This window comes from Adhaeribacter swui, assembly GCF_014217805.1.
GTDB lineage: Bacteria > Bacteroidota > Bacteroidia > Cytophagales > Hymenobacteraceae > Adhaeribacter > Adhaeribacter swui.
This window is the reverse complement of record NZ_CP055156.1, coordinates 1152883-1168621: the sequence shown is the minus strand read 5'-3', so window position 1 is coordinate 1168621 and position 15739 is coordinate 1152883. Positions and strand designations below refer to the sequence as shown.

8 protein-coding genes are annotated in these 15739 nt (G+C 45.4%); 6 read left to right on the top strand and 2 right to left on the bottom strand.

Annotated features, from left to right (window positions below; translation table 11 throughout):
• Positions 1-681: 681 nt before the first annotated feature.
• Together HUW51_RS05840 and HUW51_RS05835 are read right to left on the bottom strand one after the other, a co-directional pair.
• Positions 682-1557 carry a phosphoenolpyruvate hydrolase family protein gene (locus tag HUW51_RS05840; protein WP_185273053.1) on the bottom strand — a complete coding sequence of 292 codons (876 nt, stop codon included), beginning with the start codon at positions 1555-1557 and terminating at the stop codon, positions 682-684.
• A gap of 282 nt (positions 1558-1839) precedes the next feature.
• Complete coding sequence (locus tag HUW51_RS05835) at positions 1840-3096, bottom strand: Tm-1-like ATP-binding domain-containing protein (RefSeq protein WP_185273052.1); 1257 nt, start codon at positions 3094-3096, stop codon at positions 1840-1842.
• A 515-nt stretch (positions 3097-3611) separates the two neighbouring features.
• Here HUW51_RS05835 and HUW51_RS05830 point away from each other — a divergent pair.
• The 6 genes from HUW51_RS05830 to HUW51_RS05805 all read left to right on the top strand — a co-directional run bounded on the left by HUW51_RS05830 (position 3612) and on the right by HUW51_RS05805 (position 15735).
• Positions 3612-4652: a LacI family DNA-binding transcriptional regulator gene (locus HUW51_RS05830; RefSeq protein ID WP_185273051.1), complete on the top strand. Its 1041-nt coding sequence runs from the start codon at positions 3612-3614 to the stop codon at positions 4650-4652.
• A 449-nt stretch (positions 4653-5101) separates the two neighbouring features.
• A complete protein-coding gene (locus HUW51_RS05825) occupies positions 5102-8740 on the top strand; it encodes a PVC-type heme-binding CxxCH protein (protein WP_185273050.1) in 3639 nt (1212 codons plus the stop codon).
• A 107-nt stretch (positions 8741-8847) separates the two neighbouring features.
• Positions 8848-9621 (top strand): ThuA domain-containing protein, encoded by a 774-nt coding sequence (locus HUW51_RS05820; RefSeq protein WP_228466936.1) that lies wholly within the window; start codon positions 8848-8850, stop codon positions 9619-9621.
• Positions 9622-9891: 270 nt separating this feature from the next.
• A complete protein-coding gene (locus HUW51_RS05815; protein WP_185274436.1) occupies positions 9892-11037 on the top strand; it encodes a Gfo/Idh/MocA family protein in 1146 nt (381 codons plus the stop codon).
• A 57-nt stretch (positions 11038-11094) separates the two neighbouring features.
• Positions 11095-11967 (top strand): sugar phosphate isomerase/epimerase family protein, encoded by an 873-nt coding sequence (locus tag HUW51_RS05810; protein ID WP_228466935.1) that lies wholly within the window; start codon positions 11095-11097, stop codon positions 11965-11967.
• Between the two features lie 534 nt (positions 11968-12501).
• Positions 12502-15735 carry a SusC/RagA family TonB-linked outer membrane protein gene (locus HUW51_RS05805; protein ID WP_185273049.1) on the top strand — a complete coding sequence of 1078 codons (3234 nt, stop codon included), beginning with the start codon at positions 12502-12504 and terminating at the stop codon, positions 15733-15735.
• The last annotated feature ends 4 nt before the right edge of the window (positions 15736-15739 follow it).

Here is a 15739-nt window from a genome sequence, read left to right as displayed (position 1 = left end):
GTTTTTAATATTTTGATTTTTGGGACTAAGTCTGCGTATTGGAACCCCTTCATTCTGGTGCCAACGAAACTCGAATTTTAAAAAATATAAAATTTTGAAGCTTGAGTAATTTTGTTATTCCTCGTTCCCAATTAACTCACTTGTTTTTTGTGTTACACCGCTGGCGATGGAGCACAAAAACATTAGATAAAATACTGCTTTATAGATTTGGAGGAGGTAAAGAGCACGAATTGATAATTTTTTATATAAATATCAATTAGAGAAGGATTGTTACCGGGGTATCAGTAAAATTGAGATAATTATTTGAAATAAGCAGCCGGACAGAATTGATTTAGTATTTAATGTTACGATTTTAAAAATACATATAATCTATTGATAAAATAATGAAAGCCTGATATCAGCTATCTAAATGCTTGTGTTTTCTGTTAGTAAAACCGATAAACGCCGGAATGGCTGTTTTATAATCCAGAAAATACGACCTTACTTTATCAGTACAATCAGTGTTTGCGATCTAGTGCTTTCGTGAACGGAAGGCGAAAATACGGTGGATAGGCAAGTATAAATATCAAAGTACCGGGTAAGTTAGAGTACTTACCCGGTACTTTAATGGTTGCATTGGTATAATATAAAACAGATCAGAGTTGCTGCCGAAACAGATTGGTCGCTTAATGGCTCTCGGTCCTAGCTGTTTTTCCGGTAGGGCAGAGTTAATTCTTTAAATTTCCGGGTTAAATCGGTTAACGACGCTTCTACGCCCATGCGTTCCAGCGAAGAGGCACCCACAAAGCCGTGCACTTCGGTGGCCGCTAGTATCTCCCGCACATCATCCGGGGTGTTAATCGGGCCGCCGTGCGTTAGAAAAAACATATCAGGGTTTACTTCTTTGGCGGCTTCCATAATGGCGGTGGTACGGGCAATGGCATCGTCCATGGTGCAGGATGCTTCAACCACCCCAATAGAACCGCCTACCGTGGTGCCCACGTGCGCAATAATAGCATCGGCGCCGGCTTCCGCCATTTGCCGGGCTTCCTCGGGATGGGCTACGTACACAATCGAGAATAAATCCATTTTAGAGGCTAGCCGCACCATTTCCACTTCTTTTTCAAAGCCCATTCCGGTTTCTTCCAGCACCTGCCGGAAATGACCATCCACGATGGAGTGCGTCGGGAAATTGTTAATCCCGGAAAAGCCCATTTCTTTAACTTTTAATAAATGGTGCCACATGCGCCGCCGCGGGTCGGAGCCGTGTACCCCACAGATTACGGGTATTTCTTCTACTACTGGTAACACTTCAAATTCACCGATTTCCATGGCTACCGCATTGGCGTCGCCGTAGGCCATTAAACCCGCCGTAGAACCATGACCCGACATCCGGAAGCGCCCCGAGTTATAGATAATAATTAAATCGGCACCGCCTTTCTCAATAAATTTGGCACTGATACCGGTACCCGCTCCGGCCGCAATAATGGCTTTTTGTTGCTCGATGGTACTTCTTAAACGATCTCTTACTTCTTGTCGGGTATAAGGATTTCCCTTACCGGTCCACGGATTTGGCATAGTCTGTTTGATTTATATAGATGGGTATTGAAACTTCGGGCGAGTAGCTGAACAAGGTTAAGCGGGCGAAAAATAAGAGAAAGATTTTAAATTTTCGCAAACCAGAAAATTTAAAATCCGATTTCCGGTAATATCGTTCTGCCCAAAAACCTTTTTATATATTCTTAATTAACCTGAATTTTAAAAAAAATCACTCCGGTAAAGCTAGATTTTAAAAATTTTATCTTAGCCATGAACTAGACCGGCTTTTGTTGTCAGGATAAGTTGATGTGGTATTAAAATTTAAAAATTAGCTTTCTCTTTTAGTTTTTCCTGATTTTCCTGAATCATTTCCAGAAGCGTGCTTACCAAAAAATCAGCGAAAGCGGCATCGTTAATGTGGGCGTCTACTTCTTTTACCTGCACGGGCGCTTTGGCGTGGGCCTTAATGGTACTAAATAAAACCTGGTCTACTTCGGGGCGATGAAAAACCCCGCCGGAAGCGCTGATCTGCGAAATGCCCCGCAAGGGTAAAACAATGGTAACGGGACCTCGGGCCCCATTTAGTTTGGTAGCTAACTGTTCGCCCAGCTGCTGGTTTTCTTCGGCGTTGGTGCGCATTAAGGTTACATCGGGGGCCCAGTTGTAAAATTGCCGCGAGTGGTAGGAGCGGGGTACGGTTTCTTTCTGGGCAAAATTTACCATATCCAGACAGCCCGGCACCACCACCTGCGGAATGCCCATTTCGGCGGCAGCCGTTAAACGTTCGGGACCAGCGCTTAAAATTCCCCCGCATAAATCATCGGCTAACTCGGTAGTGGTAACATCCAACACGGCGGCAAAGTAATTTTCGCGGATGAGCGCTTCCATGGTTTGCCCACCCACCCCGGTAGCATGAAATGCCATGGTTTCGTAGCCTTGCTCGTTCAGGAGCTTACTGCATCGGTCCACGCAGGCAGTGGTATTGCCAAACATGCTAATAGCGATGCTTTTGCCGGAATTTTTAAATTTTTGGTTTTTTACCCGGCTCATGGCGCTTATGGCGGCGGCAGCCTGGCTGATTAACAATGAACTGATGGAATTAAGGCCCGCCAGATCCACCACCGAAGGTACTAAGGTAATATCTTTAATGCCGATTTGCCGGGATAAGTCTTTGGTGGCTAAAGTGGTTAAACAAAGCTTGGGCACACCTAATGGGATGGATTGCATGGCGGCTAAAGTAATGTAGGTTCCGCCGCCCCCGCCCATGCCAATGGCGGCCTGCATACCGCCTTTTTTTACCAGATCAGCTACCAGGCGGGCTGCTCCTTGGCCCATTACATCTACCGCAAATCCCCGGTCCTGCTTTTCCCGGATGGCTTCCAGCACGTGGCCGGCAGCTTGCGCTACTTGTTCTGCTTCGTAATCCACGGGAAACAAAGCGGTAGTGCCGAGTACACCGGTATTTAAAGTAAGCACGTTTAAACCATGGGCCAGTAATTGGTCGCGCAAAAAAGAAAAAACTTCTTCTTTGGTATCAAAGCAACCCAGCATTAAAATGTATGGACTATCTGCTTTCATTCTGGTTGATGCCGCACAGGCTTTAGCTCCCGAAATGGATAAATTTAAAAAATTAGCTGATAAGCTGATGAAACTAGCTCTGGCACCAGTACTTTGCTGTTGTTTTAAAATAAGTGTAATTTGGTAAACCGATGCAAAACAAATAAAAAGTGATCCGATTTGAGCCTAGTAAACCTATTTAAAAAAAAGCAAAATCGGGCAAACCAGCTATGCTTTTGCCCAGGCAACCTGGGTGATTTTATAAAAAAATGCGCTTACCTTAGTAATTATTAGTAAAACTAACTAAATAGTACACCAATTTACCTGTTTCTTTTGGGCTTGTTCTGCCAATCCAACTTGCAAGTGCTGTTGAGCCATTAGCGATATACCTGTATTTTGTAAGTAATTTAGTGGCTCTGAGTAGAAGATGTAAACTGTAAAAGCATAAAGCCGGTTTTGTTTTCCAAATTTAAATTTTCTGAATATTTACGCTTGTTTTGTTGGAAATAGGAGCTGGTTAAGATAAATTTTAGAAGATGGCGCAAGTACCGACCCCCTATAAAGAAACTACTATTATTGATATTGCCCGGGAGCTAAACGTTTCAAAATCAACCGTATCTCGGGCTTTAAAAAACCACCGGTCTATTGGCGAAGCTACCAAAAAAGCGGTGCAGGACCTGGCTAAAAAGTACAATTACCATCCCAACGATATTGCTTCCAGCCTTTCCAAACGCTCTACCAAAACCATTGGAGTAATTGTGCCGCTGCTGTCGCATTATTATTTTTCCACGGTTATTTCGGGGATTGAGGAGCTCGCGTATAAATCGGGCTACAAAGTAATTATTTGCCAATCGGCGGAGTCGTACGAGCGCGAAGTCATTGTGTCGCAAACTTTATTGTCCAGCAAGGTAGATGGTTTGCTCGTGTCTATTTCGCGGGAAACAAAGAACTACGATCATTTTAAAGTTTTCCAGGAGAAAAACATTCCGCTTATTTTCTTCGACCGCATTTGCCCCGATATAGAAGCCAGCAGCGTTATCCTGAACGATTACCAGGGTGCTTTTATGGCGGTAGAACATTTAATACAACAAGGTTGCCGTAAAATCGCGCACTTTGCCGGTCCGCCCTTGTTGTTAATCAGTCAGAATCGCATTAATGGCTACAAAGATGCTTTAAAAGCCTATAATATTCCTTTCGAGGAAGAATTATTAATTGATTGCGGCCCGGGTTTAGAACAGGAAAATGGGAGCGAAGCAGCGCAAAGAATGTTAGATGCCGGCATCCGGCCCGATGCCATTTTTGGTTTCTGCGACCCTATTGCCATTGGGGTAATGATTACTTTAAAAAAGAATAAAATTAAAATTCCGGACGAAATTGCCGTAGTGGGCTTTTGTAACGAACCTATGGACACGGTAGTAGAACCGCCTTTATCTTCGTTGGTGCAACCCGCTTTTCAGATTGGCGAAACCGCCGCCGAAATTTTTTTCCAACACATCCAGGATAAAACCGTTCTCATCGAAAAAAAAGTACTTTCCACGGAATTGATCGTGCGGGAATCGAGTCTCAAAAAAAAATAAGTATTTTTTTACAATCAGTATTTTGAATATAAAAAATTTTGTTCTAACATTACGCAACCGGTTGCGCATTTTAATTTCTTTTACCGGATATCCTTCTTCTGGCCATTTTTTGCATTTAATGTAATTCGCCCGAAAAGATTCGCAGATTCGTTTTAAATAGTTCGATAGATATATTTTTTAAATTTTTTGTTTTTAGCTGCTTTATACAAATCGGTAAAAGCCCCAAAAGATTAAGTTTTACCTTAAGCCTTCCTGGAGAAAAAGGCAGTACCTGATTCCACAGCAAAAAACCAAAAACTGATAAATAAAGCATTTACCCAAGTTCATTTAATACTTAATTCTAAAGCACCAATACGTTGGGGTTTAAGAAACAGGGGGTAAAGCAGGGTGCTTTTAATTGGTACTCACCAGTTGAAAATTAGCTTTTAATATACTCATACATCGCTAAAATGAAGAAACTAATTTGCCTTGTTCTTTTCACCGGTTTGCTGTTTTCCGGTTGCGCCAAAAAAGCAGGAATGAACAGTATGTCTGCGACCAGCAATACCTCTGGTAAAGAAGGTCCGCGCCGGGGTGAAGTCTTGTTTCTGGGCCACAACAGCAAACACCACGACTCCGGTAAATACGCGCCCTGGCTGGCTATTACTTTATTTAAAAGCGGTGTAAACCTGACTTATACCATTGATTTAAAAGATTTAAATCCCGAAAACTTAAGCAAATACGACGGGTTAGTTATTTACGCGAACCACGATACCTTAGCCGCCGACCAGGAAAAAGCCTTACAGGGTTTTGTAGAAGGAGGTAAAGGTTTAATTCCGTTGCATTGCGCAACCGGTTGCTTTAAAAATTCGGAGTGGTATATCAACGCTATTGGCGGCCAATTTAAGTCGCACGGCAACGGTACTTTTACCACCGCTATCGTCAATAAAAAACATCCGGTTACGCAGGGTTTAACCGAATTTTCGACCACCGACGAAACCTACGTGCACCAAAATCTGAACAAAGACAAAACCGTGCTCATGGAACGGGTAGAAGGTAGCACCCGCGAGCCCTACACCTGGGTGCGCAACCAAGGCAAAGGACGCGTATTTTACACCGCTTACGGCCACGACGACAGCACCTGGACCAAACCCGGCTTTCAGAAACTAGTAAGCAACGGCGTTTTATGGGCCATCGGCGACAAAGTGCAAAAGCAAATTGCAGCTTTAAATGCCCCGAACGTCGATATTTACGCTTCATCCAACATTGCCATCACGGATTATACCAAGCGCCATCTAGTGCCCAAAATGCAGGAAGCCTTGTCGCCGGAACAATCTTTAAAATTAACCCAGGTACCGGTAAATTTCGAGGTGCAACTATTTGCCACTGAACCCGATATTACCAACCCCATTGCCATGTCGTGGGATGAGCGCGGGCGCTTGTGGATTGTAGAATCCGTGGATTACCCGAATACTTTCTTGGAAACCGACGGCGCCGCCAACGACCGCATTAAAATTTGCGAAGACACCAACGGCGATGGCAAAGCCGATAAGTTTACCGTTTTCGCCGATAAACTGAATATTCCGACCAGTATGGTATTTGCCAACGGCGGGGTAATTGTTTCCATGGCGCCTCACTTTGTGTTTTTAAAAGATACCGACGGCGACGATAAAGCCGACGTGCGCGAAAATATCATGACCGGCTGGGAAAAGAACGACACCCACTTTGGCCCATCGAACTTGCAATACGGCTTCGACAATAAAATCTGGGGCGTAGTAGGTTCCGGCTTCAACGGTACCACCAAAGACAGCAAAAATTTAAGTTTCCGGACCGGTGTGTACCACGTAAATCCAGATGGTACCGGTATGGAGTTTCTAGCTAACACCAGCAACAATACCTGGGGTTTAGGATTCTCTGAAGATAATAACGTGTTTATTTCTACGGCCAATAATACCCACAGTGCTTTTTACTCCATGCCGGCCAAATACACGCAAAGAGCTTTGCCGGCTTTAACGGCTTCTACCGCCGATGGCAAAGCCGCCTCTACCGGCATTTTGCCCGTACAAAAAATCGACGGCCATTACGACGCGCATACCCTAACCCCCAACCTGCGCCAGGTAGACGTAGTGGGCGGTTTTACCTCAGCCGCGGGGCATCATCTGTACACCGCCCGCAGCTTTCCGAAAGAATACTGGAACCGCATTGCCTTGGTGTGTGAACCTACCGTACGCTTACTGCACAATGCCATTATTGAACCCAAAGGTGCTGGCTTTGCCGAAAAAGATGGCTGGAATTTAATGGCCAGTTCCGACGAATGGTTTGGGCCGGTGCACGCCGAAGTTGGTCCCGATGGGGCAGTTTGGGTAGCCGATTGGTATAATTTTATTATTCAGCACAACGTGTTTGTGCCCGCGCAGGCGCCTTCCGAAATGGTATTGCCTTTTACCGAACAACCCATGGGCCAGGGCAACGCGTTTAAAAGCCCCTTACGCGACATCAACCACGGGCGGGTTTACCGGGTAGTTTACAAAAAAGCGCAACCTTACACGCCCCTTAAGCTAAGCAAAACCGATACGCCGGCTTTACTAGCCGCCCTGGAAAACGACAACATGTTCTGGCGCATGACCGCTCAGCGGTTGTTAGTAGAAAATAAAGATAAAGCCGCTTTACCTGGTTTGTACAAAATTATAAACAACCAGAAAGTAGACGAAATCGGCCTGAATAGTCCGGCGGTACACGCGCTTTGGACTTTACACGGATTGGGCGCTTTGGACGGAACCAACGCCGAAGCCATGCAGGTAGCCGTAAAAGCTATGAGCCATCCGGCTGCCGGCGTGCGCAAAGCTGCTCTAGCAGTAATGCCCAGAACTACCCAAACCAGTGATATTATTCAGAAAAGCAGCTTACTCAACGATCCGAATTTAAATGTGCGGCTCAATACCTTGCTAGCCATAGCCGAAATGCCGGCCTCCGATGAATTAGGTAAACTGGTGTACGAAGCTACTTTAAAACCCGAAAATGGCCAGGATGAATGGATTTCCCGGGCGGCTTTTGCGGCTGCAATCACGCACCAAAATGGTTTTTTAGCTGCGGCCGCCAAAAACAATCCTGAAAGCAACAACCCCGATAATTTAAGTGCGCGGGTAGCCAAAGCCGTAAGCGAAGAAAGTTATGCCTTGCCCCGCCGCGGTAATCTGCTTTTTCCGCCGGATGTAAAAGGCAAAGAGATAATTATGAAAGGCACCATTGCCAAAGGCAACCGCGATTTGCAAGGTTTAATTATGGCCCAGGGTGATAAAGAAAATGGCTACGGGCTGTTTATTCAGGAGGGTAAGTTAAACCTGGTAGTGCGGCAAAAAGGCAAAACTTACCAAGCCGTTTCAGCGCAGCCCGTACCCGATAAGTTTGATTTTGAAGCGCAACTGTTAAATGGCGGCGAAATGAATGTAGAAATAGATGGGCAATTGGTAGCGCAAGCCAAAGCGCCGGGCCTATTTACCCAACCGCTTACCACCACCGTGCGGGTATCGCAGGACGTGGAAAACGAAGACCGCATGGGAAAATACGAAGGCACTTTCCGGCTGGTCGGTGATATGCAAAACGCTACTTTAGAACTACGACAAGCCGGTAAAACGAGTAAATCTATAGCCGCTAACAAACCAACCGGGGGAAAAGCGGTGGTAAAAACAATGCCGGTTAAAAATACGGCCAGCGCCACGAACAACAGCGAAACCGTTACCATTAACCTGCGGGTAGTCGAAAATGTGATGCAGTTCGATAAAAAACTGCTTACCGTAAAAGCAGGTCAGAAAGTAATCATCAATCTGATGAACCCCGATAACATGCAGCACAACCTGGTAATTATTCAGAAAGGTACGATGCAAAAAGTAGGAGCCGCCGCCGACGCCATTGCCCGCGACCCGAACGGCGCCGAAAAAAGCTACGTGCCGCAAATCCCCGAAGTACTGCACGCTACTAAACTGGTAAACTCCGGCGAAGAAGTAACCTTGCGGTTTACGGCGCCAGCTCAACCCGGCGACTATCCTTTTGTTTGTACTTTCCCGGGGCACTGGCGCATTATGAACGGTATTTTAAAAGTGGTAAATTAAATTTTCCGGAAAATGCAAAAAAATAAAAAAGCGCGCAGTAGAGTGGTTGAAACAGATAAATTTTAAAAAAAACTAAAATTACCATCTTATTCTAGAGTTATAAATATATGATGAAAGCAACTTTTGAAAAAGTACTTTTGAGAAAAGTAAAATTGTATACGTGGGTCGTGTTTGTACTAACTACCGGCTTCGTATTCTTGAATTGTAAAACTAACGTAACAGCCATTTCCAGCCCAGCCAAAGAAATTAAAGTACTGATGGTGGGCGGCGGCTCATCGCACGATTTTAATAAATGGTACAAGCAAGCCGATGGCGAAACCTTGCGGAAAAACAATCTGGCCCAGGTTACTTACCTGAGCAATCCGGATTCGATTTTATTGTTTTTGCCCCAAACCGACGTGCTGTTTTTAAGTAACAACCAACCCATCAACGACCCCAAAGTACGGCAGGCCATTTTTGATTTTGCCCAAGCCGGTAAAGGTTTGGTGCTGGCGCACCCGGCCTTGTGGTATAACTGGAAGGACTGGCCGGAATACAATTTGCAACTGGTAAGCGGCGGTTCGCGGGGTCACGATAAGTACGGTAGCTTTGAAGTAACCGTCACCAAACCCAAGCACCCGGTTATGAAAGGAGTGGAGCCTAAATTTACCTTAAAAGACGAGCGCTACTACTACAACCCCGATCCGGCGGGGCCGGGCATCGAGGTGTTGGCCAACTCCAGCGTAGCCGGTTCCGATAAAATTTATCCTTCTATTTTTATTATTAAACACCCCAAAGCCCGCATTGTGGGAGTAGCCTTAGGCCACGACGCCGAATCGCACAACATTGCCAATTACCAAAACATTATCCGGAATGCGGTGCAATGGGCGGCTAAAAAATAGCATAATTCTTAATTAAAAGCTTTCTCGCAAGCGCCCCAGAAAATTGAGTGAAACTGGTACAAATAACCAGTAAGCTTTCGTGTTGGCTACTATTTAATAGCTGGCTCCTTTTTCAAGTTTTGGAGGCTATTTAAAGTCTGCTGAAAAGTAAAAATTTAAAAAATAATTCTTTCGGAATGCTGGTCAACTTAATCTTAAGCTGATACCGGAGCAGCTTTTTCCTGAACTACAAATCAAAAATTATCTGATTAATAAACGAATACAAACATGATGAGCGACAAAAAGATTACCGTAGTAATTGTAGGCATGGGTTTCGGAAAAGAATTTATTCCCATTTACCAAAGTCACCCGAACATTAAAGCGGTGGGCATTTGTACCCGCAACCGTCAAACGCTCGATGAACTGGCCGCCAAATACAACCTGGATCAGGATTTACTGTTCGAGAATTTCGAAGATGTACCTTTACGCGACGATGTAGATGCCATTCATATTGTAACCCCGGTACCAGAACACGCTAAAATGACTTTAGCATCCTTGAACGCCAACAAACACACGGCCTGCACCATTCCCATGGCCATGACCGTGGAAGATTGCAAAGCCATTGTGGAAGCCAAACGCAAATCGGGCAAGGTATACATGATGATGGAAACCGCGCTTTATACCCGGGAATTTTTATATGGCCTGCAATTAGCCGAAAGTGGCCAATTGGGTCGGATTCAGTTTGTCAGAGGTTCGCACATCCAGGATATGAGCATGGAAGGCTGGGCCGAATACTGGAAAGGTTACCCGCCGATGTTAAACGGTACGCACGCGATTTCGCCGTTGCTCCGGATAAATAATACCAAGGCCGAAAGTGTGGTATGCCACGGCTCGGGCCGTTTAAGCGACGATTTAGCCAGCCGCTACAACTCGCCGTTTGCGGTAGAAACCGCCACCTTTACTTTGAAAAATTCGGATGTGGTAGCCGAGGCTACCCGCTCGTTGTTTGACGTGGTGCGCCAATACCGCGAGAGTTACGACGTGTACGGCACTAAAATGTCGTTTGAGTGGGAGCAGTTGCAAGACGAGGAACACGTAATTTTCGACGGCGGCGAAAACGCGCGGCGCATTAACGTGCCCGACACCGACGATTTACTCATAGAGCCCATCAAGCATTTTACCAAGCGCGAAAAAATTGATGACCCTAACCACGTTTCGTTTTTGCAAGGCGCTGGTCACGGTGGTTCGCACCCGCATTTAGTACAAGAGTTTGTCGCCGCCATCGTGGAAGGACGCGACTCAGCGGTAGATGCCGAACTAGCTGCTAATTACACCTGTGCCGGTATTTGCGCCCACGAATCGGCCATGAACAACGGCAAACGCATTGCCATTCCGGATTTTGAATTACAGGAAGTGCCGGCAAAAGCCGAAGTATAAACTAACCTGTACGCGCATAAATTTTTAAAATTTTTCTTTCGCCAAATTCTTTAACAGATGATTTCATTAGGTGCCAGTACTTTTATCTGGGTGTCGCCCTTTCAAACGGCTGATTTTAATTTGCTCGCCAAAGTAAAACAAATCGGCTACGATATTCTGGAAGTAGCCGTGGAGCAAACCGACTTAATTGATTGGGTACAGTTAAAAGAACAGGCGCAAGAACAAAATTTAAAAATTACGATTAGCGGCGCTTTTGGCCCGGATCGGGATATTTCCAGCGACCAGGCGGCCTTTCGGGAAAACGGCAAGAGATACATTACGGATTGCATTAAAATTGCCGCCCAAATGGACAGCCCCATTTTTACCGGTCCGGTTTACTCGGCGGTAGGTAAAACCCGGTACGTAACGCCGGAACAGAAAAAGCAGGAACGTGCCTGGTGCGTGGCTAACCTGAAAGAAGTCGGGCAAATTGCCGCCGATTACAACGTGGTGGTAGGAGTAGAGCCCCTGAACCGTTTTGAAACCGACATGATTAACACCGCCGAGCAAGCCTTAGCCTTGGTGCAGGAAGTAAACCACCCGAACATTAAAATTTCGCTGGATACTTTTCATAGTAACATCGAAGAAAAAAATATCCCGGCAACCATCCGGGCGATTGGTAAAGATTGGCTGTGCCATGTGCAAGGCAACGAAAGCGACCGCGGCACTCCCGGCACCGGCCACCTGGATTGGGTGGATATTAAAGAAGCGCTGTACGAGATAAATTACGAAGGAGCCGTAGTTATCGAAACTTTCGGCGCTCCTTCTAAAGAACTAGCGAAGGCCGCCTGCATCTGGCGGCCTTTAGCCAACAGCCCCGACGAACTCGCTACCGAAGGCTGGCAATTTTTAAAGCAGTTATTTAAAGAAGTACCGGTTACCAGCTATTAACCCGTGCTCCTTTTACTCAAAATTGTTTTATTTAACTTGTTGTTATTAAAAATTGTACCGTTGTTAGGTGAAAAGAGGACTTGAGAATTAAAAATTTTAGAAAAATTACAAAATTATTGACCTGAACTGTTGCAAGTGGAGCAAAAATATAATATGTTTATGCAACCGGTTGCGCAATAATAAAAAATATTCCGGTTAAATTTATTTCACCTAAGTACTTGAATTAAATATCTATAGCTTCTTTTAAAATAAGGGTTTTTAGTGAGTTAGTTTTTTGCAGAATAGAAATTGCAACTATTTGTTCTTTATTAGATAATTCAATATTTAAAGTAATAGCAGAATAATCTTATTCTTTTAATAAATACGACTTTTTGGAAAAGCTGGATTAATTGGATTAATCAAGTTTTTGCAACCGAAACATATTGCCCTTTATTTCCCGGATTAAGAGTAAACAATGCCTATAAAGCGGGGTTTGCAATTCTGCTTTAGCAATTATATCCATTAGTTACATCTCTACCATTAATAAATTCTAATATGGAAAACCTGTTACGTAAAAAATCACCCCCTTCTATAACCAACAAAAGGCTTTGGTTTATACAGAAGAAACTGATCCTCCTGCTCTTTTTTACTCTGGTTGGCTTTACAAATTATTCGGTTTATGCCCAGCAAAACATAGCCGGTACGGTTACGAGTATCAAAGGCGAAGCTTTGCCTGGCGTAACAGTCTTGGTGAAAGGAACGAACAATGGTACCACTACAGATGGTAGTGGTAAGTATACCCTTTTGGTACCAGCAGCTCATGCCAATGGTACTTTAGTTGTTTCATTCATTGGATATCTCACCCAGGAAATTGCCATTAATAACCAAACGAGCATCAACGTAAAACTGGCTGATGATACCAAAGCCCTGGAAGAAGTAGTGGTGGTGGGTTATGGTACGCAAAAGAAAGAATCTATTACCGGGGCCGTTTCGGGGGTAACTTCTAAAGATGTGGGTCGGGTGCACGCCGTTACGGTAAGTGGCGCCTTAGCGGGTAAAATCCCGGGGGTGCAGTTTCGGCAACCGGATGGCCGACCCGGTGCGGCAGCCAATATTCAAATCCGGAACATGGGCGGCAACCCCTTGTTTATTATTGATGGCGTACCTAAAGACAAGTCGCAGTTCGATAACATCTCGCCGAACGATGTAGAAAGCATAACCGTGTTAAAAGATGCTTCGGCGGCCATTTACGGTTCTCGGGCGGCTAACGGCGTTATCATCGTAACTACCAAACGGGGTGCTGTGGGCCAGAAAAGCAGCATTAACGTAGATGCCTACTACGGTTTTCAAAACTGGACCCGTTTTCCAAGGGTAGTAAATGCCTACGAGTGGAACTTAGGAAAAGCCGATGCCGAAATAAACCGCGACGGTGTAACCGGCATTACCCAGGCGGAATTAGATAAGTACCGCGCTGGCACCGAGTACGGCTACCGCAACTTCGATTGGTACAATTACATTGTGCAGGAAAATTCGCCGCAAACCAACGTAAATGTGAGCGCCAGCGGCGGCTCCGAAAACATCAACTATTACATTTCCCTCACGCGCTTAGACCAGAATTCCGTTTTAGGCCGGGAGTTCTTGTTTAATCGTACCAATATTCAATCGAACATCGATGCCCGGGTCTCTAAAAGCGTAAAAGTAGGCTTAACGGTAAGTGGCCGATTGGAGCACCGGCAAAATCCGGGGGTACCGGGTGGCGACGATTACTTTGCGCCAAAGTTTGCGATTCTGCGCAACCGCCCTACCGAACGACCTTTTGCCAACGACAACCCTAATTATTTAAATACCATCAGTAATCCGGCTTCGAACTGGGGTTACTTAAATTACGAACACGCCGGTTTCTTCGAAAACGACGCCAACGTAATTACCCCGCAAATTACCGGCGAATACCAAACGCCTTTAAAAGGATTAGTGCTGAAGGGTTTGTATTCGTACATGTTCCGCGATTTTCAGCAGGATATTTTTGAATATACCTACGATACCTATACCTATTTTCCGGATACCGATGAGTACCGCATTACCGGGGGTAGCCAGAACCCGTACCGCGAGCGGGTAACTAACAAGCAAAACGAGTACATCGGCAATTTGCAGTTAAACTACACCAATACTTTTGGCAAACACACGGTAAGCGGCATTGTGTTAACCGAACGTTTAAAACGGCGTGAGCGCAACGTATTCTTTCACTCGGTACCTAAAACCAACGTGTTGCCGATTGTACAATTTGCTGATGCCGACCGCTACGACGATGTGGATTTTACCCAGGCTCGGGTAGGCTATATTGGCCGCTTTAACTACGGCTACGCCGATAAATACTTTCTGGAACTAGCGGCCCGCCGCGATGCTTCCTGGAAGTTTGCGCCGAACAAACGCTGGGGCTTTTTTCCGGCAGTTTCCGTGGGCTGGCGCATTGCCGAAGAACAATTTTTTAAAAATTTAACGGGTGATGGCAATTTCTTAAGCGATTTAAAACTCCGGGGTTCTTACGGACAATTAGGCGACGATGCCATCCGGTACTACGATCCTAGAAATAGCGCTGGTCGGGATATTAATGGCTATAACGTAGACCTGGACCCGTACGCCTATACCGCCGGTTATTCTTACAACACCGGTATCGGTATCATGTCGGGCAACGCGATTGTGGCGGCCCGCGACCGGGGCGTACCTTTCGACCGAATTTCGTGGTTAACGGCTACCATTCTGGACGTAGGCTTGGATTTTTCTTTCTTAGGCAATAAAGTTACCGGTACGTTGGATTATTTCCGGCGCAATCGCGATGGTTTAATTGTGCCCAAAAACAACGTATTCGTGCCCAGCGAAATTGGTTATGATTTGCCCCAGGAAAACTTAGAATCCGATGCGGTAATTGGTGGCGAGGGTTCCTTGATGTATAACGGCAGCGTAAACGGCATTAATTTTACCATTGGCGGTAACATTTCTTTTGCCCGCCGAAAATACCAGAATGAGTTTAATCCGCGCTACGGCAATGCTCTGGAAGAATACCGGAACGCCCGCGGCGATCGCTGGGGAAATATTTTCTGGGGTTACCAGGTAGTAGGCCAGTTCCAGTCGCAGGAAGACGTAAATACCTACGCTGTTAACAACGATGGACAGGGTAACAAAACCATGTTGCCCGGTGATTTTAAATACAAAGACGTAAACGGCGACGGTATTATTAATAACCGCGATGAGCGCCCGATTGGTTACGGTTTAAGTACCACGCCTATTTTGTCGGGTGGGATAAATTTAACGGTAGCTTACAAAGGCTTTGACTTTGCCGCTGATTTTTCGGCGGGGAGCATGCAAACCTTTAACCGCCGCAACGAACTCCGCAACGCTTTCCAGAACACCGGTAATATTGCCCGCATTTTATACGACGATCGCTGGCACCGCGCCGATCCGTTAAACCCGGACAGCGAATGGATTCCGGGCAAAAATCCACCGATTCGCTTCAACGATGGCGGCCACAGCAACTTAAATAAAGATTCGGATTGGTGGCTTGTGAATACCAAATACTTCCGTAACCGCACCATGGAATTAGGTTATACTTTGCCCAAAGCATTAACCAACCGGGTAAAACTGGAAAGGTTGCGCTTATTTGTGAACACCTACAATTTGTTCTCTATTGATAACGTGGATCAGTACGGGATTGATGCCGAAATAACCGACGACAATGGTTTGCAATACCCGCAGAATAAACTGGTGAACTTTGGTATTAATTTAAGTTTGTAAAAAG